25 protein-coding genes and 1 tRNA gene are annotated in these 20,597 nt (G+C 69.1%); 17 read left to right on the top strand and 9 right to left on the bottom strand.

The window, feature by feature from the left end; translation table 11 throughout:
* The first annotated feature begins 124 nt into the window (after positions 1-124).
* From H6927_16500 to H6927_16490, 3 genes are all read left to right on the top strand, one after another.
* Complete coding sequence (locus tag H6927_16500) at positions 125-2,455, top strand: xanthine dehydrogenase family protein molybdopterin-binding subunit (protein ID MCP5219692.1); 2,331 nt, start codon at positions 125-127, stop codon at positions 2,453-2,455.
* A 74-nt stretch (positions 2,456-2,529) separates the two neighbouring features.
* On the top strand, positions 2,530-3,231 hold the full coding sequence (locus H6927_16495; protein ID MCP5219691.1) for a 2-C-methyl-D-erythritol 4-phosphate cytidylyltransferase: 702 nt from the start codon (positions 2,530-2,532) through the stop codon (positions 3,229-3,231).
* Positions 3,228-3,725 carry a 2-C-methyl-D-erythritol 2,4-cyclodiphosphate synthase gene (locus H6927_16490; GenBank protein MCP5219690.1) on the top strand — a complete coding sequence of 166 codons (498 nt, stop codon included), beginning with the start codon at positions 3,228-3,230 and terminating at the stop codon, positions 3,723-3,725. The genes H6927_16495 and H6927_16490 overlap by 4 nt, the downstream gene beginning before the upstream one ends.
* A gap of 8 nt (positions 3,726-3,733) precedes the next feature.
* Here the strand turns inward: H6927_16490 and H6927_16485 are convergent, their stop codons facing one another.
* Both H6927_16485 and ompR read right to left on the bottom strand, forming a co-directional pair.
* Positions 3,734-5,212 (bottom strand): HAMP domain-containing protein, encoded by a 1,479-nt coding sequence (locus H6927_16485; GenBank protein MCP5219689.1) that lies wholly within the window; start codon positions 5,210-5,212, stop codon positions 3,734-3,736.
* A 28-nt stretch (positions 5,213-5,240) separates the two neighbouring features.
* The gene (ompR, locus tag H6927_16480) at positions 5,241-5,972 is read right to left on the bottom strand and encodes a two-component system response regulator OmpR (protein ID MCP5219688.1); all 732 of its coding nucleotides are present in this window, start codon (positions 5,970-5,972) and stop codon (positions 5,241-5,243) included.
* 177 nt (positions 5,973-6,149) lie between these two features.
* Between ompR and H6927_16475 the strand changes: the two genes are divergently transcribed.
* The 10 genes from H6927_16475 to H6927_16430 all read left to right on the top strand — a co-directional run bounded on the left by H6927_16475 (position 6,150) and on the right by H6927_16430 (position 13,574).
* Positions 6,150-6,473, top strand: coding sequence for a hypothetical protein (locus tag H6927_16475; GenBank protein MCP5219687.1), 324 nt, complete (start codon positions 6,150-6,152; stop codon positions 6,471-6,473).
* A gap of 109 nt (positions 6,474-6,582) precedes the next feature.
* Positions 6,583-7,305: an SIMPL domain-containing protein gene (locus H6927_16470; GenBank protein ID MCP5219686.1), complete on the top strand. Its 723-nt coding sequence runs from the start codon at positions 6,583-6,585 to the stop codon at positions 7,303-7,305.
* A 189-nt stretch (positions 7,306-7,494) separates the two neighbouring features.
* Positions 7,495-8,427 (top strand): alpha/beta hydrolase, encoded by a 933-nt coding sequence (locus H6927_16465; GenBank protein ID MCP5219685.1) that lies wholly within the window; start codon positions 7,495-7,497, stop codon positions 8,425-8,427.
* Complete coding sequence (locus H6927_16460) at positions 8,424-10,631, top strand: bifunctional (p)ppGpp synthetase/guanosine-3',5'-bis(diphosphate) 3'-pyrophosphohydrolase (GenBank protein ID MCP5219684.1); 2,208 nt, start codon at positions 8,424-8,426, stop codon at positions 10,629-10,631. The genes H6927_16465 and H6927_16460 overlap by 4 nt, the downstream gene beginning before the upstream one ends.
* A gap of 54 nt (positions 10,632-10,685) precedes the next feature.
* Positions 10,686-10,762, top strand: a tRNA-Val gene (locus tag H6927_16455).
* A gap of 264 nt (positions 10,763-11,026) precedes the next feature.
* Complete coding sequence (locus H6927_16450; protein MCP5219683.1) at positions 11,027-11,167, top strand: hypothetical protein; 141 nt, start codon at positions 11,027-11,029, stop codon at positions 11,165-11,167.
* 24 nt (positions 11,168-11,191) lie between these two features.
* Complete coding sequence (locus H6927_16445) at positions 11,192-12,397, top strand: hypothetical protein (GenBank protein MCP5219682.1); 1,206 nt, start codon at positions 11,192-11,194, stop codon at positions 12,395-12,397.
* A gap of 182 nt (positions 12,398-12,579) precedes the next feature.
* On the top strand, positions 12,580-12,717 hold the full coding sequence (locus H6927_16440; protein MCP5219681.1) for a hypothetical protein: 138 nt from the start codon (positions 12,580-12,582) through the stop codon (positions 12,715-12,717).
* Between the two features lie 255 nt (positions 12,718-12,972).
* Complete coding sequence (locus H6927_16435) at positions 12,973-13,272, top strand: type II toxin-antitoxin system RelE/ParE family toxin (protein MCP5219680.1); 300 nt, start codon at positions 12,973-12,975, stop codon at positions 13,270-13,272.
* A gap of 2 nt (positions 13,273-13,274) precedes the next feature.
* Positions 13,275-13,574, top strand: coding sequence for a putative addiction module antidote protein (locus H6927_16430; protein ID MCP5219679.1), 300 nt, complete (start codon positions 13,275-13,277; stop codon positions 13,572-13,574).
* Between the two features lie 11 nt (positions 13,575-13,585).
* On the opposite strand, the gene H6927_16425 is transcribed toward H6927_16430, so the two are convergent.
* From H6927_16425 to H6927_16400, 6 genes are read right to left on the bottom strand one after another with little or no spacing between them, the layout of a single operon-like run.
* On the bottom strand, positions 13,586-14,281 hold the full coding sequence (locus H6927_16425; protein ID MCP5219678.1) for a hypothetical protein: 696 nt from the start codon (positions 14,279-14,281) through the stop codon (positions 13,586-13,588).
* 16 nt (positions 14,282-14,297) lie between these two features.
* Positions 14,298-14,678 carry a single-stranded DNA-binding protein gene (locus tag H6927_16420; GenBank protein MCP5219677.1) on the bottom strand — a complete coding sequence of 127 codons (381 nt, stop codon included), beginning with the start codon at positions 14,676-14,678 and terminating at the stop codon, positions 14,298-14,300.
* A complete protein-coding gene (locus H6927_16415; protein ID MCP5219676.1) occupies positions 14,675-15,001 on the bottom strand; it encodes a hypothetical protein in 327 nt (108 codons plus the stop codon). The genes H6927_16420 and H6927_16415 overlap by 4 nt, the downstream gene beginning before the upstream one ends.
* Positions 14,982-15,326 (bottom strand): AlpA family phage regulatory protein, encoded by a 345-nt coding sequence (locus tag H6927_16410; protein ID MCP5219675.1) that lies wholly within the window; start codon positions 15,324-15,326, stop codon positions 14,982-14,984. The genes H6927_16415 and H6927_16410 overlap by 20 nt, the downstream gene beginning before the upstream one ends.
* 57 nt (positions 15,327-15,383) lie before the next feature.
* Positions 15,384-16,076 carry a hypothetical protein gene (locus H6927_16405; protein ID MCP5219674.1) on the bottom strand — a complete coding sequence of 231 codons (693 nt, stop codon included), beginning with the start codon at positions 16,074-16,076 and terminating at the stop codon, positions 15,384-15,386.
* Positions 16,073-17,224, bottom strand: a complete 1,152-nt coding sequence (locus H6927_16400; GenBank protein MCP5219673.1) for a tyrosine-type recombinase/integrase — start codon at positions 17,222-17,224, stop codon at positions 16,073-16,075. The genes H6927_16405 and H6927_16400 overlap by 4 nt, the downstream gene beginning before the upstream one ends.
* Positions 17,225-17,545: 321 nt before the next feature.
* Here H6927_16400 and H6927_16395 point away from each other — a divergent pair, with 321 nt between their 5' ends.
* Complete coding sequence (locus H6927_16395) at positions 17,546-17,932, top strand: DoxX family protein (protein MCP5219672.1); 387 nt, start codon at positions 17,546-17,548, stop codon at positions 17,930-17,932.
* Between the two features lies 1 nt (position 17,933).
* On the opposite strand, the gene H6927_16390 is transcribed toward H6927_16395, so the two are convergent.
* Complete coding sequence (locus tag H6927_16390; GenBank protein ID MCP5219671.1) at positions 17,934-18,530, bottom strand: peroxidase-related enzyme; 597 nt, start codon at positions 18,528-18,530, stop codon at positions 17,934-17,936.
* Positions 18,531-18,649: 119 nt separating this feature from the next.
* Here H6927_16390 and H6927_16385 point away from each other — a divergent pair, with 119 nt between their 5' ends.
* From H6927_16385 to H6927_16375, 3 genes are all read left to right on the top strand, one after another.
* The gene (locus H6927_16385; protein MCP5219670.1) at positions 18,650-19,066 is read left to right on the top strand and encodes an FKBP-type peptidyl-prolyl cis-trans isomerase; all 417 of its coding nucleotides are present in this window, start codon (positions 18,650-18,652) and stop codon (positions 19,064-19,066) included.
* A gap of 100 nt (positions 19,067-19,166) precedes the next feature.
* Positions 19,167-19,874 (top strand): CoA transferase subunit A, encoded by a 708-nt coding sequence (locus tag H6927_16380; protein ID MCP5219669.1) that lies wholly within the window; start codon positions 19,167-19,169, stop codon positions 19,872-19,874.
* A gap of 3 nt (positions 19,875-19,877) precedes the next feature.
* Positions 19,878-20,516 (top strand): CoA transferase subunit B, encoded by a 639-nt coding sequence (locus tag H6927_16375; GenBank protein ID MCP5219668.1) that lies wholly within the window; start codon positions 19,878-19,880, stop codon positions 20,514-20,516.
* The last annotated feature ends 81 nt before the right edge of the window (positions 20,517-20,597 follow it).

The raw sequence follows: 20,597 nt of genomic DNA, 5'->3' as shown, positions 1-20,597 counted from the left end.
GTGCCAGACAAGCGCAATCAGCTATCACGACGATAGCTAACCAGGCCGGTGCGACCGCTCGCGGTGCGACCGGCGGCGGGCCGCCCTATAGTCCCAGCTTCACCGAAAAACCCGAAGGCCGACCATGACCGATGCATCCACTCCCATCGCCGCGCGCTTCGGCAGCGGCCAGGCCGTGCGGCGCCTGGAGGACGATGCGCTGCTGCAGGGGCGTGGGCGCTACACCGACGACCTGGGGCAGCCCGGCGACGGCTGGGCCGTGTTCGTGCGCTCGCCGCACGCCCATGCGGCCATCGTCGGCGTCGACGCCGACGCGGCCCGCGCCATGCCGGGCGTGCGCGGCGTGTTCAGCGGCGCCGACCTGCGTGCCGCCGGCGTGCCGCCCATGGCCACGGGCGCGCCCTTCAAGCGCGCCGACGGCAGCGACTGCGCCACCCCGGCGCGCCATCCGCTGGCGGTCGATGCGGCGCGCTTCGTCGGCGAGGCGGTGGCGCTGGTGGTGGCCGACACGCTGCAGCAGGCGCGCGATGCCGCCGAAGCGGTGTTCGTGGACTACGCCGAGCGGCCGGCCGTGCCCAGCCTGGAAGCGGCCTTGCGCGCCGAGGCCGTGGTCATGCCCGCGGCGCCCGACAACATCGCCTGCGAGGCGCGCCATGGCGACGCCGGGGCGGCGCAGGCGGCCTTCGGCCAGGCCGCGCACGTCGTGCGGCTGGAGCTGACGCACCAGCGTGTGGTGGCGCTGTCGCTGGAGCCGCGCAGCGTGCGCGCCGCGTGGGACGCGGCCCGTGGCCGGCTGGACATGCACCTGTCCTCGCAAATGCCCACCGGCGTGCGCGCGGCCGTGGCCGCCGCGCTGGGCCTGGCGCCCGAGTCGGTGCGCGTGCGCGTGGGCGACGTGGGCGGCGGCTTCGGCATGAAGACCGGCGCCTACCCCGAGGACGTGGTCCTCGCCTGGGCCGCGCGCGCCACCGGCCGGCCGGTGCGCTGGGCGGCCGATCGCAGCGAGGAGTTCCTCAGCACCACCCACGGGCGCGACCTGCAGGCGCACCTGGAGCTGGCGCTGGACGCGGGCGGCCGCATCCTGGCGCTGCGCGTGCACTCGCACGCCAACGTGGGCGCCTACGCGCAGGGCACCGGCGTGGTCATCCAGCTGCTGATCGGCCCCTGGGTGCAGACCAGCGTGTACGACGTGCCGGTGATCGACTTCCACTTCCGCGCCGTGCTGACGCACCAGGCGCCCACCGGCGCGTACCGCGGCGCGGGCCGGCCCGAGGCCATCTTCAACATCGAGCGCCTGATGGACGAGGCCGCGCGCCAGACCGGCATCGACCGCGTGCAACTGCGCCGGCGCAACTTCATCCGTCCCGAGCAGATGCCCTACACCAACCCCATGGGGCAGACCTACGACGTGGGGCGCTTCGAGCACGTGCTGGACCAGGCGCTGCCGCTGGCCGACTGGGACGGCTTTGCCGCGCGCGTGGCCGAGGCGAAGGCGCGCGGGCTGTGGCGCGGGCTGGGCATCGCCACCTTCCTGGAGTGGACGGGCGGCAACGCCTTTGAAGAGCGCGTGACCATCGACGTCAAGGCCGACGGCGTCATCGAGGTCTATTCCGCCGTCAACCAGATGGGCCAGGGTATCGCCACGTCTCTCGCGCAGCTGGTGGTCGATGTGTTCGACGTGCCGATCGAGCGCGTGCGCGTGGTGCTGGGCGACACCGACCGCGGCAACGGCTTCGGCAGCGCGGGCTCGCGCTCGCTGTTCACCGGCGGCTCGGCCATGCACACCGGGGCCGAGCGCGCGGTGCAGGAGGCCAGGCAGCTGGCCGCGCGCGAGCTGGAGGCCGCGCCCGAGGACATCCGCTACGCCGCCGGGCGCTTTGCCGTGGCGGGCACCGACCACGCGATCGATCTGTTCGAGCTGGCGAGGCGCCAGCCGGGCGGCCACATCGGGGTCGAGCACACGCACACCGTGGCGGGCCCCACCTGGCCCAACGGCGCGCACATCTGCGAGGTCGAGCTGGACCCGCGGACCGGCGTGGTGCAGCTGGTGGCCTACGCCAGCGTCAACGACGTCGGCCGCGTGGTCAACCCGCTGATCGTGCGCGGGCAGCTCGACGGCGGGGCGGTGCAGGGCATCGGCCAGGCGCTGCTGGAGCGCGTGGTGTACGACGAGTCGTCCGGCCAGCTGCTGACCGGCAGCCTGATGGACTACGCCGCGCCGCGCGCCGACGACATCGCCGCCCGCTTCAAGACCGAGATGGACCTGTCCACGCCCTGCACCAACAACCCCATGGGTGTGAAGGGCGTGGGCGAGCTGGGCACCATCGGCGCCACGCCCTGCGTGGTCAACGCCGTGGCCGATGCGCTGGCGCGCGCCGGCCGGCCCGAGCTGGCGCCGCGGCTGCAGATGCCTTTGAGCCCGGCGCGGATGTGGGCCTTGCTGCAAGAGGGATGATCCGTTTTTAAAGCAAAATAGGCCTCTCGACCGCATCCAACAAGCGCAACCAGCTATTGATTTGGTAGTTATTGATGTCCCTTGACGCCCCCCGCTGCTTTGCCCTGCTGCCCTGCGCCGGCAGCGGCTCGCGCGCGGGCACGGCCCAGCCCAAGCAGTACCAGCGCGTGGCCGGCCAGCCGCTGGTGCGCCACACGCTGGCGGCCTTCGTGGCGGTGGCGCGCATCGCCCGCGTGCTGGTGGTGGTGGCGCCGGGCGACGGCCAAATGGACGACGTGCGCGCGCCGGTCGAGCGGGCCCCCTGCGGCGGCGGCACGCGCGCCGAGAGCGTGTTCAACGGGCTGGGCTACCTGCTGGCCACGGGCGCCCGGCCAGGCGACTGGGTGCTGGTGCACGATGCCGCGCGCTGCCTGGTCACGCCGGCGCAGATCGAGGCGCTGATCGACGCCTGCCTGCCCGATGCCGTGGGCGGCCTGCTGGCGCTGCCGCTGGCCGACACGCTCAAGCGCGCGGCGGACGGGCGCGCGGTGGGCACTTTGGCGCGTGCCGACAAATGGCTGGCGCAGACGCCGCAGATGTTTCGCCTGGGCGCGCTGCACGCGGCGCTGGCGGCGCACGCCGGCAGCGGCTTTGCCGGCATCACCGACGAGGCCAGCGCCATCGAGGCCACGGGCCAGCAGCCGCTGCTGGTGCGCGGCAGCGCGCAGAACTTCAAGGTGACGTATCCGGAAGACTTTGCCTTGGCCGAGGCCATTTTGAGGAGCCGCCAGGCATGAACGCAAGCTCGACGCCCCCCGCGTTTCGCATCGGCGAAGGCTGGGACGTGCACGCCCTGGTGCGCGGCCGCCCGCTGGTGATCGGCGGCGTGAACGTGCCGCACACGCACGGCCTGCTGGGCCATTCCGACGCCGACGTGCTGCTGCACGCCATCACCGACGCGCTGCTGGGCGCGGCCGGGCTGGGCGACATCGGCACGCATTTCCCCGACACCGACGCGCGCTTTCAGGGCGCCGATTCGGCCGCGTTGCTGGCCGAGGCTTGGGCCCGCGTGCAGGCCGCGGGCTGGCGCGTGGGCAACGTGGACGCCACGGTGGTGGCGCAGGCGCCGCGCCTGGCGCCGCACCGCGCGGCCATGGTGGCGCGCATCGCCGCGCTGCTGGGCCTGGAGCCGGCGCAGGTCAACGTCAAGGCCAAGACGGCCGAGCGCCTGGGCCCGGTGGGGCAGGGCGCCGCCATCGAGGCGCGCGCGGTGCTGCTGCTGGTGCGGTAGCGGCCGCTCTACACCGAACTGGGCGCGGTACCGGGCGCGTCGCCGCTGTCGGCGCGGCGCAGGCGGACGGTGGCCATCAGGCCGCCGCTGGGGTGGTTGGCCAGCTGCAGCGTGCCGCCCATGTTCTCCACCATCTTGACGACGATGGACAGGCCCAGGCCCGAGCCGGTGGCCGAGGTGCGGGCGCTGTCGCCGCGAAAGAAGGGGCGCGTCAGCAGCGGCAGCTGGTCGGGCGGCACGCCCGGCCCCAGGTCGCGCACGCGCAGCACCACCCAGGGGTCCTGCGCCAGGGCGGCGATGCGCACGCGCGTGACGCCGTCGTCGGGCGAGCGGCCGTAGCGGCGCGCGTTCTCCAGCAGGTTGGACAGCACCCGCGTCAGCTCGATCTCGTCGGCGATCACGCACAAGGGCGCCGGGATCGTCACCTGCACCTGCATGTCCTCGTGCACCGCGAAGGGCTGCACGGCGGCCTGCACCAGCTCGGCCAGCGGCATGGGCGCCAGCGCGATGTGGTCGGGCCGCGCGTAGTCCAGGAACTTGCCGATGATGGTGTCCACCTGCGTGATGTCGGCCGCCATGTGCTCGCGCGCCTCGGCGTCGGGCACGCTCATCTCGGTTTCCAGCCGCAGGCGCGCCAGCGGCGTGCGCAAATCGTGCGAGATGCCGGCCAGCATCTCGGCGCGGTCCTGCTCGATCAGCGACAGCTGCTCGGCCATGCGGTTGAAGCTGATGTTGACCTCGCGGATCTCGCTGGCGCGGGCGCCTTCGTCCAGGTGCGTCTGCGCGTAGTTGCCCGCGCGCACGCGCGCCGCGGCGATCGACAGCTGCTTGAGCGGCCGGTTGATCAGCCGCGCCAGCACCGCCGCGCCGATCACCGACACCGCGCCCAGCGTGGCCAGCCACAGCAGCCAGGTCGGCCCGCCCAGCAGGGCGCCCACGCGCGAGCGGTCCATCAGCAGCCAGTACGAGTCGCCCTCGATCGAGAAGCCCACCCACAGCCCGGTCTCGCCGTTGACGCTGCCGGCCACCACCGTGCCCGCGCCCAGGCGCGCCTGCAGCTCGCGCGTGATGCGCTGCTCCAGCCGGTTTTGCGCGAAGGGCGTGAACTTGTCGCCCGGCTCGCGCGGCAGGATGCGCACCTTCTCCTGGTCGGCCAGGGTCTTGATGAGCGACACGCGGGCAATGGCGTCCGAGTGGATCAGCGCCGCGCGCGAGAGGTTGACCAGCGAGGCGATCTGCTGCGCGTTGGCCAGCACGCGCGGCTCGTATTCCTGCGTGCGAAACAGCTGGTACCAGCCCCAGGCGCTGGCCAGCAGCAGCACGCTCAGCAAAAAGAAGGTGCGCCAGAACAGGCTGACGCGCCAGCGCGGCGCCGGCCGCTCGCCTTCGAGCGGCGCGTTCAGCGAGTCGGCCGGCTCCAGCGGCGCGGGGTGGCTGGCGCCCGGTTCGGTGGGAAGGTCGATCTCGGTCGGCGCGGCCGTCGTCATCGCAAGGCCTGGGCGGCGAGGCGGCGGATCAGGCGTTGCCGTCGGGCACGAACACGTAGCCCACGCCCCACACCGTCTGGATGTAGCGCGGGCTGGCCGGGTCCTGCTCGATCAGCTTGCGCAGGCGCGAGACCTGCACGTCCAGGCTGCGGTCGAAGGGCTCGAACTCGCGCCCGCGCGCCAGCTGCGCCAGCTTCTCGCGCGACAGCGGCTGGCGCGGGTGGCGCACCAGGGCCTTGAGCATGGCGAACTCGCCGGTGGTCAGCGAGATCTCCTCGCCGTTCTTGTGCAGCGCGCGCACGCCCAGGTCGAACTGGAAGGGGCCGAAGGCGACCGATTCGTTCTCGGCCGAAGGCGCGCCGGGCGCCTCCTGCGGCGGGCGGCGGCGCAGCACGGCGTGGATGCGCGCCAGCAGCTCGCGCGGGTTGAAGGGCTTGCCCAGGTAGTCGTCGGCGCCGACCTCCAGGCCGACGATGCGGTCCACGTCCTCGCCCTTGGCCGTCAGCATGATGACGGGGGTCTTGTCGCCGGCCGCGCGCAGGCGCCGGCACACCGACAGGCCGTCCTCGCCCGGCATCATCAGGTCGAGCACGATCAGATCGATGGCCTCGCGCAGCATGATGCGCGCCAGCGCCTTGGCATCCTCGGCCACGATCACCTCAAAGCCTTCCTGCGCCAGGTAGCGGCGCAGCAGGTCGCGGATGCGCGCGTCGTCGTCGACGACCACGATCTTGTCGGTTCGGTTGACTGCCTGGTTCATCTTGTGAATGGACGGGTCGGTCCGATTTGTAACAGGCCCATTGTGACCTCGATGCGACAGGGATCGATCCATCGCAGGCCCTGATTTTCAGCATGTTACATCTGTTGCCCGAGGGAGAGGCGATCGAAAGGACGCTCACGGCCCCTCTGTGCGATCGTCGCGTGAGGCAGGTGCAGAATGAAGTGGACGATGGTTTTTTGTGCGGCGCTGGGCGCCTGGATGGGGGCGGTGCCGGCGGGCGCCCAGGTGGCGGCCGTGCCCGCCGATGACGGCGCGCGCGCGGCCAGCGCGGACAAGGCCGCCCCGCGCCTGCCCCAGCGCAGCCCCTTGTGGATGGCGGTCGAGGCCGAGTACCGCCAGCGCAGCGCCGAGCGCGCGATCGACGACCGGCGCTTGACGGCGGCGCAGCGTCAGGAGCTGCGCGAGCAGATCCGGCGCGGCAGCAGCCCGGAGCCGAACGCGCCCGCCGGTTCCGACACCGACGCGCGGCTCACCCGTTGAGCGGCGGCGCCTGAAGGCAGCCGGGGCGCATGCGGCCGCTATCATCGCCCGCAGCCCGTGCCGCCCTGGCATGGGCACCCAACCTCACTTGGACGTTCGCGCCATGCGCATGCTTTTGAACACCTCGGTGGCCTTGGCCATCGGCCTGGGCTGGACCCTGGCCCAGGCCGCCGGCACCCAGAACGTGGCCGCGGCCACGGCGGCCGGCCCGGCCAACGTGCTGCAGCTGTCGGCCAGCGGCCAGGCCGAGGCGCCGCAGGACCTGCTGACGCTCACCCTCGCCACCACGCGCGAAGGCACGGATGCCGCAGCCGTGCAGGGCGAACTCAGCCAGGCCGTCGACCAGGCGCTCGCCGTCCTGCGCAAGGACGTCCAGGCGGGCCAGATGGAGGTGCACACGGGCGAGTTCAGCGTGCTGCCGCGCTACGACCGCGAAGGCCGCATCAACGGCTGGCAGGGCCGCGCCAGCGTGGTGCTGCAGGGGCGCGACTTTGCCCGCATCACCCAGGCGGCGGCGCGCGCCAGCGCCATGAGCGTGGCCGGCATGGGCTTTGGCCTGAGCCGCGAGCAGCGCGAGCGGCTGGAGGGCCAGGCGCAGGCGCAGGCCATCGCGCGCTTTCGCGCCAAGGCGGGCGAGATCGCGCGCGCCTTCGGCTTGGGCGACTACACGCTGCGCGAGGTCAGCGTCAGCAGCGACGAGCAGGGCGATGCGCCGCGCCCCTACGGCCTGAACCGCATGGCCATGGCCGCGGCCGCCCCGGTGGCGCCGCCGGTGGAGCCGGGCCGCGGCATCGTCCACGTCACGGTGTCGGGTTCGATCCAGGCGCGCTGATTGCATGGCTTTCATGGCTGTAGCCCGCATGGATCATGAGCCGGCAGCTCTTGTTTGCATAGTATTTTCAAGCCACCCGGCGACGACTCCCCCAACCGGATGAGGGCGCTGCGCCCACCGCAGCCTTTGCTTTAGGATGCAGGCACGAGCCTTGTCGTGCCATTGGCGCCCGATGGCGCCGCATCCATCATGTCCGAGCCCACGCTGCACCACCTCGACTGTCCCGGTTCGACCGGCCAGCACCGCCTGGCGTGGTGGCAGTGGGGCGCGGTGCAGGCCGCGCACGTCATCGTTTGCGTGCATGGGCTGATGCGCCAGGGGCGCGACTTCGACGTGCTGGCGCGCGCGCTGGCGGCGGGCGCCGGCGCGCAGGGCATGGGCGTGCGCGTGGTCTGCCCCGACGTCGTCGGGCGCGGGCAGAGCGCCTGGCTGCAGGACCCCATGGGCTACCAGTACCCCACCTACGTGGCCGACATGCTGACCCTGCTGGCCCGGCTGCACGCGCAGGCGCCGATCGCGGCGCTGGACTGGGTGGGCACCAGCATGGGCGGCATCATCGGCATGCTGGTGGCGGGCACGCCCGGCCTGCCGCTGCCGGTGGCGCCCGGGCGGATGGTGCTCAACGACGTGGGTCCCACCATCGAATGGCTGGCCATCCAGCGCATCCAGCAATACGTGGGCAAGGGCCCCGAGCGCTTCGCTTCGGTGGAGGCCGCGGCCGCCTATCTGCGGGCCCTGTCCACGGGCTTCGGGCCCATCTCGGACGCGGACTGGCTGGTGCTGACACGGCCCATGCTGCAGGCCTTGCCCGAGGGCGGCTGGCGCCTGTGCAGCGACCCCGCCATCGCCGCGCCGCTGGCCGGCGTCACGGCCGAGGCGCTGGCGCAGGGCGACGCCATCCTGTGGCAGGCCTATGAGCAGATCAAGGCCCAGGTGCTGCTGCTGCGCGGCGCCGACTCGGACCTGCTGGCACCGGCCACCGCGCGCCGCATGGGCCAGTGCGGGCCGCGCGCGCGCCTGATCGAGTTTGCCGGCGTGGGCCACGCGCCCATGCTGATCGCCGACGATCAGGTGCGGGCGGTCACCGACTTTCTGCTGCCCGCCGCGGACGCACGCCCATGAAGCTGGCGGCCCCATCCTCCGCCACGCCCGGTGCCCCGCTGGCCGGGGTGGTCGTGGCCATCAACGAGCCCGATCCGCAGGCCGGCATGCGCGCCCGCGCGCGCGTTTTTGCCGAGCCCCTGCTGGCGGGCGAAACCACGCCCTCCGGCGAGAACCTGCTGGCCCATGCGGACGCGGTGGCCGACATCCTGGCCGGCATCGGCGGTGCCGAGACCATCCAGGCCGCGGCCTACCTGAGCTACGCCTGCGCGCAGCTGAGCCGCCCCGAGGAGGTGATCGGCAAGGCCTTTGGCGAGAACTTCGCGCGCCTGGCCATCGAGACCGCCAAGCTCGAGCAGGTGCAGCAGCGCTCGCGCGCCGGGCGCGCCGAGCTGCCTTCCGACTCCGAACTGGCCGGCCAGCAGACCGAGGCGGTGCGCAAGATGCTGCTGGCCTTCTCGCGCGACTTGCGCGTGGTGCTGCTGCGCCTGGCCTCGCGCCTGCAGACGCTGCGCTGGTGCACGGCGCAGCGCCTGCCGCTGGCGCCCAGCGTGCTGCGCGAGGCGCACGAGGTGTTCGCGCCGCTGGCCAACCGGCTGGGCATCTGGCAGATCAAGTGGGAGATGGAAGACCTGATCTTCCGCGCCCAGGAGCCCGACATCTACCGCCAGATCGCCCGCCTGCTGGACGAAAAGCGCAGCGAGCGCGAGGCCGCGCTGGAGCAGCGCCGCGCCGAGATCGAGGCCGCGCTGCGCGCCCAGGGCATCGAGGCCGCGGTGAGCGGGCGGCCCAAGCACATCAGCTCCATCGTGCGCAAGATGCGCGGCAAGCAGCTGGACTTCGAGCACGTGTTCGACGTGCGCGCGCTGCGCATCATCGTGGCCAGCGTGGCCGACTGCTACGCCGCGCTGGACTGGGTGCACCAGCACTTCGCCCCCGTGCCCGGCGAGTTCGACGACTACATCGCCAAGCCCAAGATCAACGGCTACCAGTCGCTGCACACCGTGGTGCGCGACGCTGATGGCCGTGCCTGGGAAATCCAGATCCGCACCCGCGCCATGCACCAGCACGCCGAGCACGGCGTGGCCGCGCACTGGGCCTACAAGGAGGCCGGCGCCAAGGGCTACGCCGGCGTCAGCGCCGCCAGCCAGTACGACGCCAAGATCGCCGTGCTGCGCCAGCTGCTGGCCTGGGAGCGCGACCTCTCCGGCGCCGCCCAGCACGGCCTGCTGGACGACCGCATCTACGTGCTGACGCCCGAGGCCGCCGTGGTCGAGCTGCCCGCCGGCGCCACGCCGGTGGACTTTGCCTACACCGTGCACACCGACCTGGGCCACCGCTGCCGCGGCGCGCGCGTCGACGGCGCCATGGTGCCGCTGAACACCGCGCTCAAGAACGGCCAGACGGTGGAGATCAGCGCCGCCAAGGACGGCGGGCCCTCGCGCGACTGGCTCAACGCCGAGCTGGGCTACCTGGCCTCCAGCCGCGCCAAGGCCAAGGTGCGCGCCTGGTTCAACGCCCAGCACGCGCGCGAGACCATCGCCCGCGGCCGCGAGATGGTCGAGAAGCTGCTGCAGCGCGAAGGCCGCACCGCGCTGGCGCTGGACCAACTGGCCGCCAGCCTGGGCTTCAAGACGCCCGAGGCGCTGTTCGAGACCGTGGGCAAGGATGAGCTGTCGCTGCGCAGCATCGCCACCGCCCTGCATCCGCCCGAGCCCGCGCCCGACGCCGACGCCCAGCTGCTGCAGCGCAAGGCCCCGGCCGAGGCCGGCGGGCGCGGCGGCGTGCTGGTGGTGGGGCTGGACTCGCTGCTCACCCAGCCCGCGCGCTGCTGCAAGCCGGCGCCGCCCGACCCCATCGCCGGCTACGTCACGCGCGGGCGCGGCGTGAGCGTGCACCGGAGCGACTGCCCCAGCTTTCGCGACCTGCAGGCGCGCGACCCGGAGCGCGTGATCGAGGTGGCCTGGAGCACGCCGGCCACCGGCCGCGCGCCGGCCTATCCGGTCGACGTCTCGGTCGAGGCGGTGGACCGCCAGGGGCTGCTGCGCGACATCTCCGACGTGTTCGCGCGCGAGAAGATGAACGTCATCGGCGTGCAGACCCAGTCCGTCAAGGGCTGGGCGCAGATGACCTTCACCGTCGAGGTGGCCGACACCGGCCGCCTGGCGCAGGTGCTGCGCGGCGTGCAGGACGTGGCGGGCGTGCGCCGCGCGCGCCGCAAATGAGTCGCGGGGGATGCCGGCCGATTTGCTATACTCGCCGGCTTCGAATCGATGTGCAGGCGCGTAGCTCAGTTGGTTAGAGCATCACCTTGACATGGTGGGGGTCGTTGGTTCGAATCCAATCGCGCCTACCAATAATCGCAAGCGACCGTGTAGCTTGCAACAGAAGTGCCCGCTAACTTAGCGGGCTTTTTTGTGCCTGGTACGGAATAAATACGGAAAACCGATCCTGCAGTCGCGCCACGCGCGTGGTTTCGGCGCCAGTTCATGACACATCGAGTTATCTGTACGCCTTCGACTCCCAGCGTGACCAACTTCATCCAGTTCAACGACTGGAGGAAGGTCACAAGTCCCGATTGTTCAATGCCAATGTCCTCGCCGGCCTGATATCTGACGACTTGGGCACCAACTTGAAGATGAAGGACGTCGAGCGTTCCGTCCCTCGCGTGAAGCGCGAGCACGAGGCGATCGACAACGAAAACGCCGACGCCATGGCTGTGGCCGACTTCGACGGCCTGGAGGGGCTGGCGGCGCAGTAGCGCGGGGGCCACCCGGCCGACGCCATGCTGGCGCGGCGCATCGTGCACGGCAACCGCCGCACGGCGGGCGATTCGGTGATTCCAGAGACGCCCGAGTACGGCGGCAACTTGACCGGCGACCTGGCGCAAGTGCCCGCAGGAAAGACCTTCAAGGCCGGGCCGATTCGACTGCCGGTAGGGGTGGCAGAAGGGCAGCATCGTGGCCGCGGAATTGAGCACATGGCCGACAACGCCAGACGCGATGCCGCGCGCATGCCCAAGGCGCAAACCGGCGAACTGGCCGAAGACCTGACGCGGCAGGCGGTGGAAGTGCTGCGCGGCGTGAATGAGGTTCATCACGAGGGCGGCAAGTTCATCTTCCCGAACCCGTTGATGAAACAAGCCGTGGTGGCCGCGTGGCGCGGCGACCATTATTCGATTACGACCATTCGGCCGTACAGCAATGCGCAGAGCTTGTGGGGGAATTCGGAGAGGGCGGGGCGCCTAACCTTCCCCGTCCGTGACGCTGCAACCACGCCACCCTCAAATACCGTCGCCAGGGAATCTACGCTGCACCCTGACCGTTTCGGGCTAGAAGCTATCTCCGAACGCTTCGATTTTAACGCCGGCGAGCCAAAGTCCGCAACCAAAGTCACCGTCAAGAAAAAGCGGACGATCCAGGTTCCCGGAGGCGCCAACCCGCCCTTGCTTTCGCGCGCTGCCCCCCTGCCATCGGCCGCCATCCAGCCGCAGCAGAACCTGACCCCGGCCGAGCGCGCCGACGCGCTGATCCAGAAGTCCGCGCGCACCGCGCAGCCGCTGGATGCGGTCGCCCGCGCCATAACGCGCGCCACCGGCGTGGAGTGGGCCACCAAGAAGCTGGGCGGCATCGTGAGCGGCGCCCTGAGCCGCTACACGCCCGAGACGGTCAAGGCCGGCCTGGTCAGCGACTACGGGCTCGACCCGCGCGTGCGCGACGAGCGCGTGCTGATGCAGGCGCGCCAGCAGGTGCAGCTGCGCAAGGCCGGCCAGATGATCGACAGCCTGGCCAGCCTGACGCGCGACGAGTCGGCCGCGGCCTACCGCTGGATGAACGAAACCGACCCGCAGGCGATCGTTCGCGGCATGGACGAGCTGCCCGAGGGCCCAGCTGATCCTTATGCCGTGCGACGACGCCAACCGATCGCCGATGCTTCTCTGCTCAATCACAGAAGTCCTCGTCGGTTGATGCATCCATCGACCATCCGTTGACCAGCATGGTGCCGGGCGTCCAGGCCATCTTGATCCAGCTGAGCCCACCTGACGGTGGACGAATCAAGCGATTTGTCCTGTTAACAAAAGCCAATGTTTGAGGCAGGCGGCTACCTGAGAAAACCTGAGATTCACGGCCCGGCCTGCTGAAAAAAGCAGACATTCCACAGGGAGCCGGACGAATGCTGGGCGGCAGGGTGCACGGCTGCGAATACCAAGGATTTACCAAGGTTGAGCGCGTCAAGGCGGATGAATCAGCGCGCATGAAAAAGCCCGCCGGGTCGCTGGCCTGGGGCGTGCTGGTGATGGTCCGCCATTGATTCACCTTGTTCGTGATTGATGATCAGGGGCCGGTCGGGGTTGCTGCACCTGATGGCCTCACCTGTTTGCCCCGCTCGATCCGCCGCAGGGCCTGGCGGTTTCTGCATCCGGCAGCCCGGCCCGCTCGATGCGCTCACGCACCCACGGCCCCGCGCCCAGTTTGTTCAGCTTCTCGCGCTGCTTCTCGCTCATGCACATGGAGAAGATGACATTGCCCTTTTGCGTCCTGTATTCGATCGAATACAATACAGACCATGCACTCCGTTCGCCTGCTGCCCGAATTCAGTCGTTGGCTCGACGGGCTGAAGGATCGCACGGTGCGCATGCGCCTGGCGCGGCGGCTGGAGAAGGTGCAGGCCGGCGGCCTGGGCGACGTGGCGCCGGTCGGCGAGGGCGTGATGGAAATGCGGGAGCACTTCGGGGCCGGCTGGCGCATGTACTACGTGCAGCGGGGCGCCGTGGTGATCGTGATGCTGGCCGGGGGCGGCAAGTCCACCCAGCAGAAGGACATTGAAACGGCCAAGAAGCGGGCCAGGACACTTGAAGGAGATTGAACATGGTCAAGGTAGCCGACCTCCCCGAATTCGACATGGCGCAGTATCTGGACAGCGACGAGGCCGTCGCCGAGTACCTGACGCTGGTCATGGAAGAAAACGACCCGGCCGCACTGGCGCAGGCGCTGGGAACGATTGCCCGTGCGCGCGGCATGAGCGAGATTGCGAAGGCGTCCGGCCTGGGACGTGAAGCGCTGTACAAGGCGCTGCGCTCGGGTGCATCGCCGCGCTTTGAAACCATCGCCCGCGTGTGCCAGGCGCTGGGCGTCAAGCTGGTGGCGCAGCCTGCAGGGGCGCATTGAGCCGGCCGGGGTCACCTACCCGCTCGCATCCGCTCCCTCGTCCGGCGCACCACGCGCGAGAAGCTGTCCCGGTTCATTCTGTGCGCCGTGCCGGTTTTCATCCGGTACACCAGCTCGCGGCGCTCCAGGTCGAAGCCCTCGATCCCCTCGACGCCCAGCGGCAGGGCTTGGCGGATCAGGAAGAACCAGGCGCGCTTGGGTTGCGCGTTGGGCTGGTCGGCCAGGTACCCGGTCAGCCAGGTGGTGATGGGCGAATGCGTGCGGATGGTCATGGTGGTTCCCTTCACAGGGGCGCGAAGCATCGTCAAGGTTTGGCCAGGGCCAATCTGCGGGCTTGGTGAGTCCGATTGCACGGAGTGGGGTGCGCGCTGTTGCTCAAAAGGGGTTGCGTGCCTGCCGGCCTGGGTGATGCGGTACATCGTGCACCTCGGATTTCGGACGTCGTTGTTGGCCGCCTCGATGTGGCCACGGCGCTTGAGCAGAAGCAGCGCCCAGCTCAGTTGTCTTGAGCCGCCGGCCGCCGCTGCGGACAGCTCGCGGTAGCTCCACCAGCGAGCCGGCGCCGCCGCCATGGCCTGCAGCAGGCGGTGTGTCGCCGATCCGGTCTGCACCGATCCCCGAGGCTTGGGGTTGAAGCTGGCCTTCCTGGCCTCCTGCACGCTGCTTGTGCTGCTCACTTGGGCGAGCTGGCGCAGCATCCAATCCATGCGCATGGGTGACCTTTCAAAAGCTCAGGTCGCCAGCGAAGGCAGGAGTGCGCTGTTCTGGCCCGTCGTTGTCCTGGGCGACCGCCTGGCGCTTGCGCGTGACGTGGTACGCCGTCAGCACGACGTGGGCCTGCAGGTTCAGGCTCGGGCGCACGCTGCCGTCCTTGTCTGTCCAGGTGCCGATGGTGAGTGCGCCGGACAGCGCCGCGCTGTCGCCTTCGCCGAGCGCCATCAAGGCCTCGCAGGCGGTGCGATGGAAGGCGATCACGTTGATGAACTGACCTTCGCCCTGGCCATCGGCCGCACGAAGCTTGGCGGTGACGTAGGGCTGGCCGGTCTTGCCGGTGCGGTGCTGGGGCTGGCCGTACAGCTTACCGGCGACGAGTGCGTCGATCATGGGGTGGCTTCCTTCGTGGTGGTGGTGATTTCGCGGAACACGGCCGCCCAGGCTTCGGGCGAGCCTTCGGTCGTCCATTCGTAGCCGCGCCACATGGCGGCGGTCGGCGGGGCCAGGGTGACGGATACCGGCCAGACGACGCGCCAGGCGTCACGGTCTTGGCGGTACACGAGCAGCGGGATGCCGCCGGCTCGATCGGCCTGGGTGACGGCCTGGGCCCACCAGCCGGCGATGCGGGCGCTGGTGGCGCGGGCATGGCGCTTGACCTCCACGCACCAGCCGGGCAGGCACTCCAGGTCGGAATCACCGTCGTGCTGGCGCACGCGGCGACGTACGTCGCAGCCGGTCAGCTCGGCCAGCAGGGCGGCGACCTCGCGCTCGCCGGCCTTGCCACTGGCGGCCCTCGGCCTGAGCCTTGAGCCAGTTGGTCAGCTCACCGGAAACCCACAGCTTGGAGTTGCCGATGCGACGGGGCTTCGGGAAGCGTCCCGCAAGTACCTCGCGGTAGATGGTCGAGCCTGACAGACCCGACGCCTCGATCACGATCGGCTCGCGGACCAGTGCGTCGGGGATACGCAGCACGTCGATGGACTGCGTGCGGATGCGCGGTTTGCGCGGCTTGGTCCGTTGGTGTTCGGTGGCGGTCATTGGTGGCTCCATCAGAGGATGGCGCCGATGTTTGACCACCGCAAAATGTCAAGGCGGCTAGCTTGGCATTTTTTGTTCTGTGCTGGCTTCTTTCTTTGGGCGTCCCCGCTTGCCCCTCAGGCCGGCTTTCGACGCGGCGTCGAGCACGTCTGTCCTGCAGCATTTGAACTCGGCCTTCATCTCCTCGATGAGGTCGGTGTTGTCCTTGAGACTGCCTACGATCCAGCCTCGGCGTTTTAACTTTCCGCCGATTCGATCCAGCTTCTCATCTCGTGGCTGGGCGTTCGGTCTGCCGAAGGTGGCGGTGACGCGCTGCGCAGCGCGCCACATTGCCTTGCTTAACCACTCGTCAACAATGAACTGGTCACAAATCCGAACGATGTGATCCAACTCAGCGATGGCCATATAGACACCGAACGGCCAACCGTACCTGTATTCTGACTCGTACATTTGCTGGTGCCGGTAGATACCGCGATATCGGTCTAGCAGAAGGGGGATTACCTGCAACTCAATCCACAGAGGTTTCTGAGTGTTGATGTGCCAATGCTGGAACGGAAATTCTGGCCATAACCCCTCGCTATAGAAGTGGTCGATTACACGCGCGGCATCGGAGTGCCTTTGACTCAGCATCCACCGCATCCGTTCAGGGAGGAGGTCGTCCGCTCCAGACGGCAGGCCGAAGCGCTTTATAGCATCCAGAACGCCGTTGCTGCGAAGCAGTTTGACAGGCGGAAGGTCGCCGCCACTCATGTAAGTGCCACCTTTTCGAGCGCGGTGGCCGTCACGTCGCTGCGTAGGTGCCCGTAGTGCTCCTCGATCATCCGCACGCTGGTGCCGGCCAGCTTGGCTACAGTGAACAGATCGACGCCGGCCACGACCAAATCGGTGATGACGGAGTGGCGCAGGGTGTAGAGCGTGGTTTCAGCAGGAAGGTCGGCCGCTGCGGCTGCAGCTTTCACCGGCCCCTTCCATTTGTCCTTGTCCCATGGCTCGCCGTCGCCGCGCGTGAACAGCAGGGCGCCGGGCAATTTGTTGGCGGTGGCTCGTTCGAACTGCGCGGCGGTGGTGGCCGGCAGCACGATCGAGCGCTCGGCACCGGCCTTGTCACTGCCTACGTGCAGGGCGCGCAGGCGCGCGTCATAGCGGCCAACGGTCAGGGAGGCCAGGGCGCCCGGGCGAAGTGGCACGTTGCTCATGGCGCGCGCGAACTCGGCCAGGTCGGCGTCCATGTGGTCGATCAGGGACTGGCGCTGCACTCGATCGAGGTAGAGGGTGCGCCGTCCGTCCGCGTCCCTGAGCGGGCGCAGCTTGGTTGACCACGCCATGTCCGAGGCAACCAGGCGGTCGTCCTTTGCCAGGTTCAAGGCAGCCCGCAGGCAGGTCATGTCTCGGTTGAGGGTCGAGGCCGTTCGCCTGACGCCGCGCGCGGTCGGCGTGTCCTGCAGGTGGTTGCGCCACGTCTGCACGTGGGATGGGCTGAGCTTCTCCAGCGACACCCTGGCGATGGGCTGCTCGTACACGTACTGCTTGAAGCGGCGCCGCACGTCGGCCGCAGCGTCCTCGCCCTTCTCGCGGGCGATCCGGTCGATGTACTGCTCGCAGGCCGTCTGAACGGTAGCCTTGGTGGCACGGCCGCCGGCGTTCACGTGCTGCAGCCAGTCATGGGCCGCTCGTGTGGCCGCATCAAATCGCGCGCTGGGTGGCAGTTCGTCGAACGACCCCAGCGCCCGGTACTTCTGGCCGCCCGTGTCGTCACGCCACCGGGTGACCCAGGTTCCAGCGCTTGACGCCGATTGCCGGCGGAAGCCGAGGTAGTTGCCCGCGCTGAGCTTGAGCCAGTAGGGCTCACGCCGTGGCTTGAGTTTGTCGCGACCGGCGACTGTGTTGATTGTTGCCATCCGTCAAGCCCCTTTGTACGGAAAGTACGGAACGAGTACGGAAAATTATAGGTGGACTTTGATGGATGATGGTGGCGTCTCTAGAGGGAAACAGGCCTTCATAGTCCGTCAGAAATCACCAAATACCGGCCTTGACATGGTGGGGGTCGTTGGTTCGAATCCAATCGCGCCTACCAATGAAACAAGCACCTGCGGGAAACCGCCGGTGCTTTTTTCTTGCCTGCGGGATCTTCGGGGGTCGCCAACGGCCGGCCCCGGTTGTCATGGCGGGCCTGCGTCCCTACACTGGCCATTCGGCCATCAACCAAGAGGAGATTGCTCATGGCTTTCCGCGACTCCGCGACGTCCGGACTGCGCCCCTATGCGCTCGCCCTGCTGCGCGTGGCGACGGCTTACATGTTCCTGCTGCACGGCTGGATGAAGTTCTCGGGCGGCGCGCCGCTGGCCTCGCTGTTCGGGGCGGCCATGGTGCTGGAGCTGGTGGGCGGCGTGCTGCTGGTGCTGGGCCTGTTCGTGCGGCCGGTGGCCTTCATCCTGTCGGGCGAGATGGCCTTTGCCTACTGGATGGCACATGCCAAGGCCGCCAACTGGTGGCTGCCGGTGCAGAACCATGGCGAGTCGGCGGCGCTGTTCTGCTTCATCTTCCTGTACCTGGCCGTGGCCGGCGGCGGCGCGCTGGCGCTGGACGACGCGCGCCGGCGGCGCTGACTCAACCCGCCTTCTTCTCGCGCGGCACGCGCCCCATCAGGTAGAACTCGGGGTTGGGCACCATGTTGCTGAACGAGGCCATGCGGTTGGACAGGCCGAAGAAGGCCGTGATGGCGGCGATGTCCCAGATGTCCTCGTCGTCGAAGCCGTGGGCGTGCAGGGGGGCGAAGTCCTCCTCGCCCAACTCGCTGGAGCGCAGGCACACCTTCATCGCAAAATCCAGCATGGCCCTTTGGCGCGGCGTGATGTCGGCCTTGCGCCAGTTGGTGGCCACCTGGTCGGTCACCAGGGGTTTCTTCTCGTAGATGCGCAGCAGCGCGCCGTGCGCCACCACGCAGTACAGGCAGCCGTTGGCGCTGCTGGTGGCCACCACGATCATTTCGCGGTCGCCCTTGGTGAGGTGGCTGGTGCGGCCCGCGCTTTCGGGCTCCATCAGTGCGTCGTGGTAGGCGAAGAAGGCGCGCCACTCGGCCGGGCGGCGCGCCAGCGCCAGGAACACGTTGGGGACGAAGCCGGCCTTGGCCTGCACGGCCAGGATCTGGGTCTTGATGTCCTCGGGCAGGCTGTTCAGCTCGGGCAGCGGGTAGCGGGCGGTCATGGGCGAGGTCCTTTCATCGAAAGCGGGCGGATGACGGGTTTGTATCACCCGCGGCGGGGCGCGCGCGTGGCGCAACCATAATCACGGCTTTCGTTCAACGTCTTTGCAAGGATGATCGCGTGAAAGCTTCCCAAACCCTGTGGCTGGGCCTGGCGGCCGGCCTGGTGCTGGCCACCAGCGCCTGCGCGGCCGGCCCCGAGACGAGCGCCAGCGGCCTGGTCTATGAATCGCTCAAGGACGGCGCGGGCCCCAGCCCCAAGGCGACCGACGTGGTCAAGGTCAACTACCGCGGCACCTTTCCGGACAGTGGCAAGGAGTTCGACAGCTCCTACAAGCACGGCCAGCCGATCGAATTTCCGCTCAATCGCGTGATCAGGTGCTGGACCGAGGGCGTGCAGAAGATGAAGGTGGGCGGCAAGGCCCGCCTGACCTGCCCGCCGGCCATTGCCTACGGCGCCCAGGGCGCCGGCGGCGTGATCCCGCCCAACGCCACCCTGGTGTTCGAGGTCGAGCTGCTGGCCATCAAGGGCCAGTGAGGCGGCCCGCTGAAGGGCGGGCGTCAACGGTGTATCGTTGCAGCCCGGTTTGATCGTCGGGCCCCGCGCGGGGCCCCAAACGCATAGGAGCATCCATCTCGTGAACAAGATCTATCCATCGGCCGACGCGGCGCTGAAGGGCGTGGTGAAGGACGGCCAGTTGATTGCCGTGGGCGGCTTCGGCCTGTGCGGCATCCCCGAGGCGCTGATCCAGGCCCTGCACGACAGCAAGGTGGGCAACCTGACCTGCATCGCCAACAACGCCGGCGTGGACGGCTTTGGCCTGGGCAAGCTGCTGGAGACGCGCCAGATCAAGAAGATGATCGCCAGCTACGTGGGCGAGAACAAGGAGTTCGAGCGCCAGTACCTGGCCGGCGAGCTGGAGCTGGAGTTCACCCCCCAGGGCACGCTGGCCGAGAAACTGCGCGCCGGCGGCGCGGGCATTCCGGCCTTCTTCACGCGCACCGGCGTGGGCACCATCGTCGCCGAGGGCAAGGAAACGCGCGAGTTCGACGGCCACACCTACCTGATGGAGCGCTCGCTGCTGCCCGAGGTGTCGCTGGTCAAGGCGGCCGTGGCCGACACCAGCGGCAACCTGCGCTTCAACCTGACGGCGCGCAACTTCAACCCGGCCGTGGCGATGGCCGGCAAGATCTGCATCGTCGAGGTCGAGAAGATCGTCGAGCTGGGCGGGCTGGCCCCCGACGACATTCACCTGCCGGGCATCTACGTGCACCGCATCGTGCTGAACGCCCATCCCGAGAAGCGCATCGAGAAGCGCACCTTGTCCGAGACGAAAGGAGCCTGAGAGATGGCCTGGACCCAAGATCAAATGGCCGCGCGCGCGGCGCAAGAGCTGCAGGACGGCTTCTACGTCAACCTGGGCATCGGCATTCCCACCCTGGTGGCCAACCACACCGGCAACAAGCAGGTGTGGCTGCAGTCCGAAAACGGCCTGCTGGGCATCGGCCCCTTCCCGACCGAGCAGACCATCGACGCCGACCTGATCAACGCCGGCAAGCAGACGGTGACCACCATCCCGGGCTCGTCCATCTTCGGCAGCCACGACAGCTTTGCCATGATCCGCGGCGGCAAGATCAACCTGGCCATCCTGGGCGCCATGCAGGTGAGCGAGAAGGGCGACCTGGCCAACTGGATGATCCCCGGCAAGATGGTCAAGGGCATGGGCGGCGCGATGGACCTGGTGGGCGGCGTGCCCAAGGTCATCGTGCTGATGGAGCACGTGGCCAAGAAGAAGGACGGCACCACCGACCTGAAGATCCTGCCCCAGTGCACGCTGCCGCTGACCGGCGTGGGCGTGGTGCACGAGATCATCACCGACCTGGGCGTGTTCGCGGTTACGCCCAAGGGCCTGAAGGTGGTCGAACTGGCCGAGGGCGTCACGTTTGACGAAGTGCAGGGCAAGACGGGCGTCACCTTGCTTCAATAACAGGAGCTTCCCACGCAGGTTGGATGCGGGCTGGCGGCCTGTTTGGCCTGCGTTTTCGTTTTTTGAACCCGAGGAGAATCA

The sequence above is a fragment of the Burkholderiaceae bacterium genome (assembly GCA_024235995.1).
GTDB lineage: Bacteria > Pseudomonadota > Gammaproteobacteria > Burkholderiales > Burkholderiaceae_C > Ottowia.
This window is presented reverse-complemented; position numbering and strand designations above follow the sequence as displayed.

Bases quoted from the DNA above. Each gene is read 5' to 3' on its own strand.
- H6927_16400 (MCP5219673.1), bottom strand. From the start codon at position 17,224: ATGGCAACAATCAACACAGTCGCCGGTCGCGACAAACTCAAGCCACGG.
- H6927_16475 (MCP5219687.1), top strand. From the start codon at position 6,150: ATGAAGTGGACGATGGTTTTTTGTGCGGCGCTGGGCGCCTGGATGGGG.
- H6927_16490 (MCP5219690.1), top strand. From the start codon at position 3,228: ATGAACGCAAGCTCGACGCCCCCCGCGTTTCGCATCGGCGAAGGCTGG.
- H6927_16500 (MCP5219692.1), top strand. From the start codon at position 125: ATGACCGATGCATCCACTCCCATCGCCGCGCGCTTCGGCAGCGGCCAG.
- H6927_16485 (MCP5219689.1), bottom strand. From the start codon at position 5,212: ATGACGACGGCCGCGCCGACCGAGATCGACCTTCCCACCGAACCGGGC.
- H6927_16405 (MCP5219674.1), bottom strand. From the start codon at position 16,076: ATGAGTGGCGGCGACCTTCCGCCTGTCAAACTGCTTCGCAGCAACGGC.
- H6927_16420 (MCP5219677.1), bottom strand. From the start codon at position 14,678: ATGATCGACGCACTCGTCGCCGGTAAGCTGTACGGCCAGCCCCAGCAC.
- H6927_16445 (MCP5219682.1), top strand. From the start codon at position 11,192: ATGCTGGCGCGGCGCATCGTGCACGGCAACCGCCGCACGGCGGGCGAT.
- H6927_16390 (MCP5219671.1), bottom strand. From the start codon at position 18,530: ATGACCGCCCGCTACCCGCTGCCCGAGCTGAACAGCCTGCCCGAGGAC.
- H6927_16425 (MCP5219678.1), bottom strand. From the start codon at position 14,281: ATGGATTGGATGCTGCGCCAGCTCGCCCAAGTGAGCAGCACAAGCAGC.
- H6927_16395 (MCP5219672.1), top strand. From the start codon at position 17,546: ATGGCTTTCCGCGACTCCGCGACGTCCGGACTGCGCCCCTATGCGCTC.
- H6927_16465 (MCP5219685.1), top strand. From the start codon at position 7,495: ATGTCCGAGCCCACGCTGCACCACCTCGACTGTCCCGGTTCGACCGGC.
- H6927_16495 (MCP5219691.1), top strand. From the start codon at position 2,530: ATGTCCCTTGACGCCCCCCGCTGCTTTGCCCTGCTGCCCTGCGCCGGC.
- H6927_16375 (MCP5219668.1), top strand. From the start codon at position 19,878: ATGGCCTGGACCCAAGATCAAATGGCCGCGCGCGCGGCGCAAGAGCTG.
- H6927_16470 (MCP5219686.1), top strand. From the start codon at position 6,583: ATGCTTTTGAACACCTCGGTGGCCTTGGCCATCGGCCTGGGCTGGACC.
- H6927_16440 (MCP5219681.1), top strand. From the start codon at position 12,580: ATGCTGGGCGGCAGGGTGCACGGCTGCGAATACCAAGGATTTACCAAG.
- H6927_16460 (MCP5219684.1), top strand. From the start codon at position 8,424: ATGAAGCTGGCGGCCCCATCCTCCGCCACGCCCGGTGCCCCGCTGGCC.
- ompR (MCP5219688.1), bottom strand. From the start codon at position 5,972: ATGAACCAGGCAGTCAACCGAACCGACAAGATCGTGGTCGTCGACGAC.
- H6927_16435 (MCP5219680.1), top strand. From the start codon at position 12,973: ATGCACTCCGTTCGCCTGCTGCCCGAATTCAGTCGTTGGCTCGACGGG.
- H6927_16430 (MCP5219679.1), top strand. From the start codon at position 13,275: ATGGTCAAGGTAGCCGACCTCCCCGAATTCGACATGGCGCAGTATCTG.
- H6927_16410 (MCP5219675.1), bottom strand. From the start codon at position 15,326: ATGACCGCCACCGAACACCAACGGACCAAGCCGCGCAAACCGCGCATC.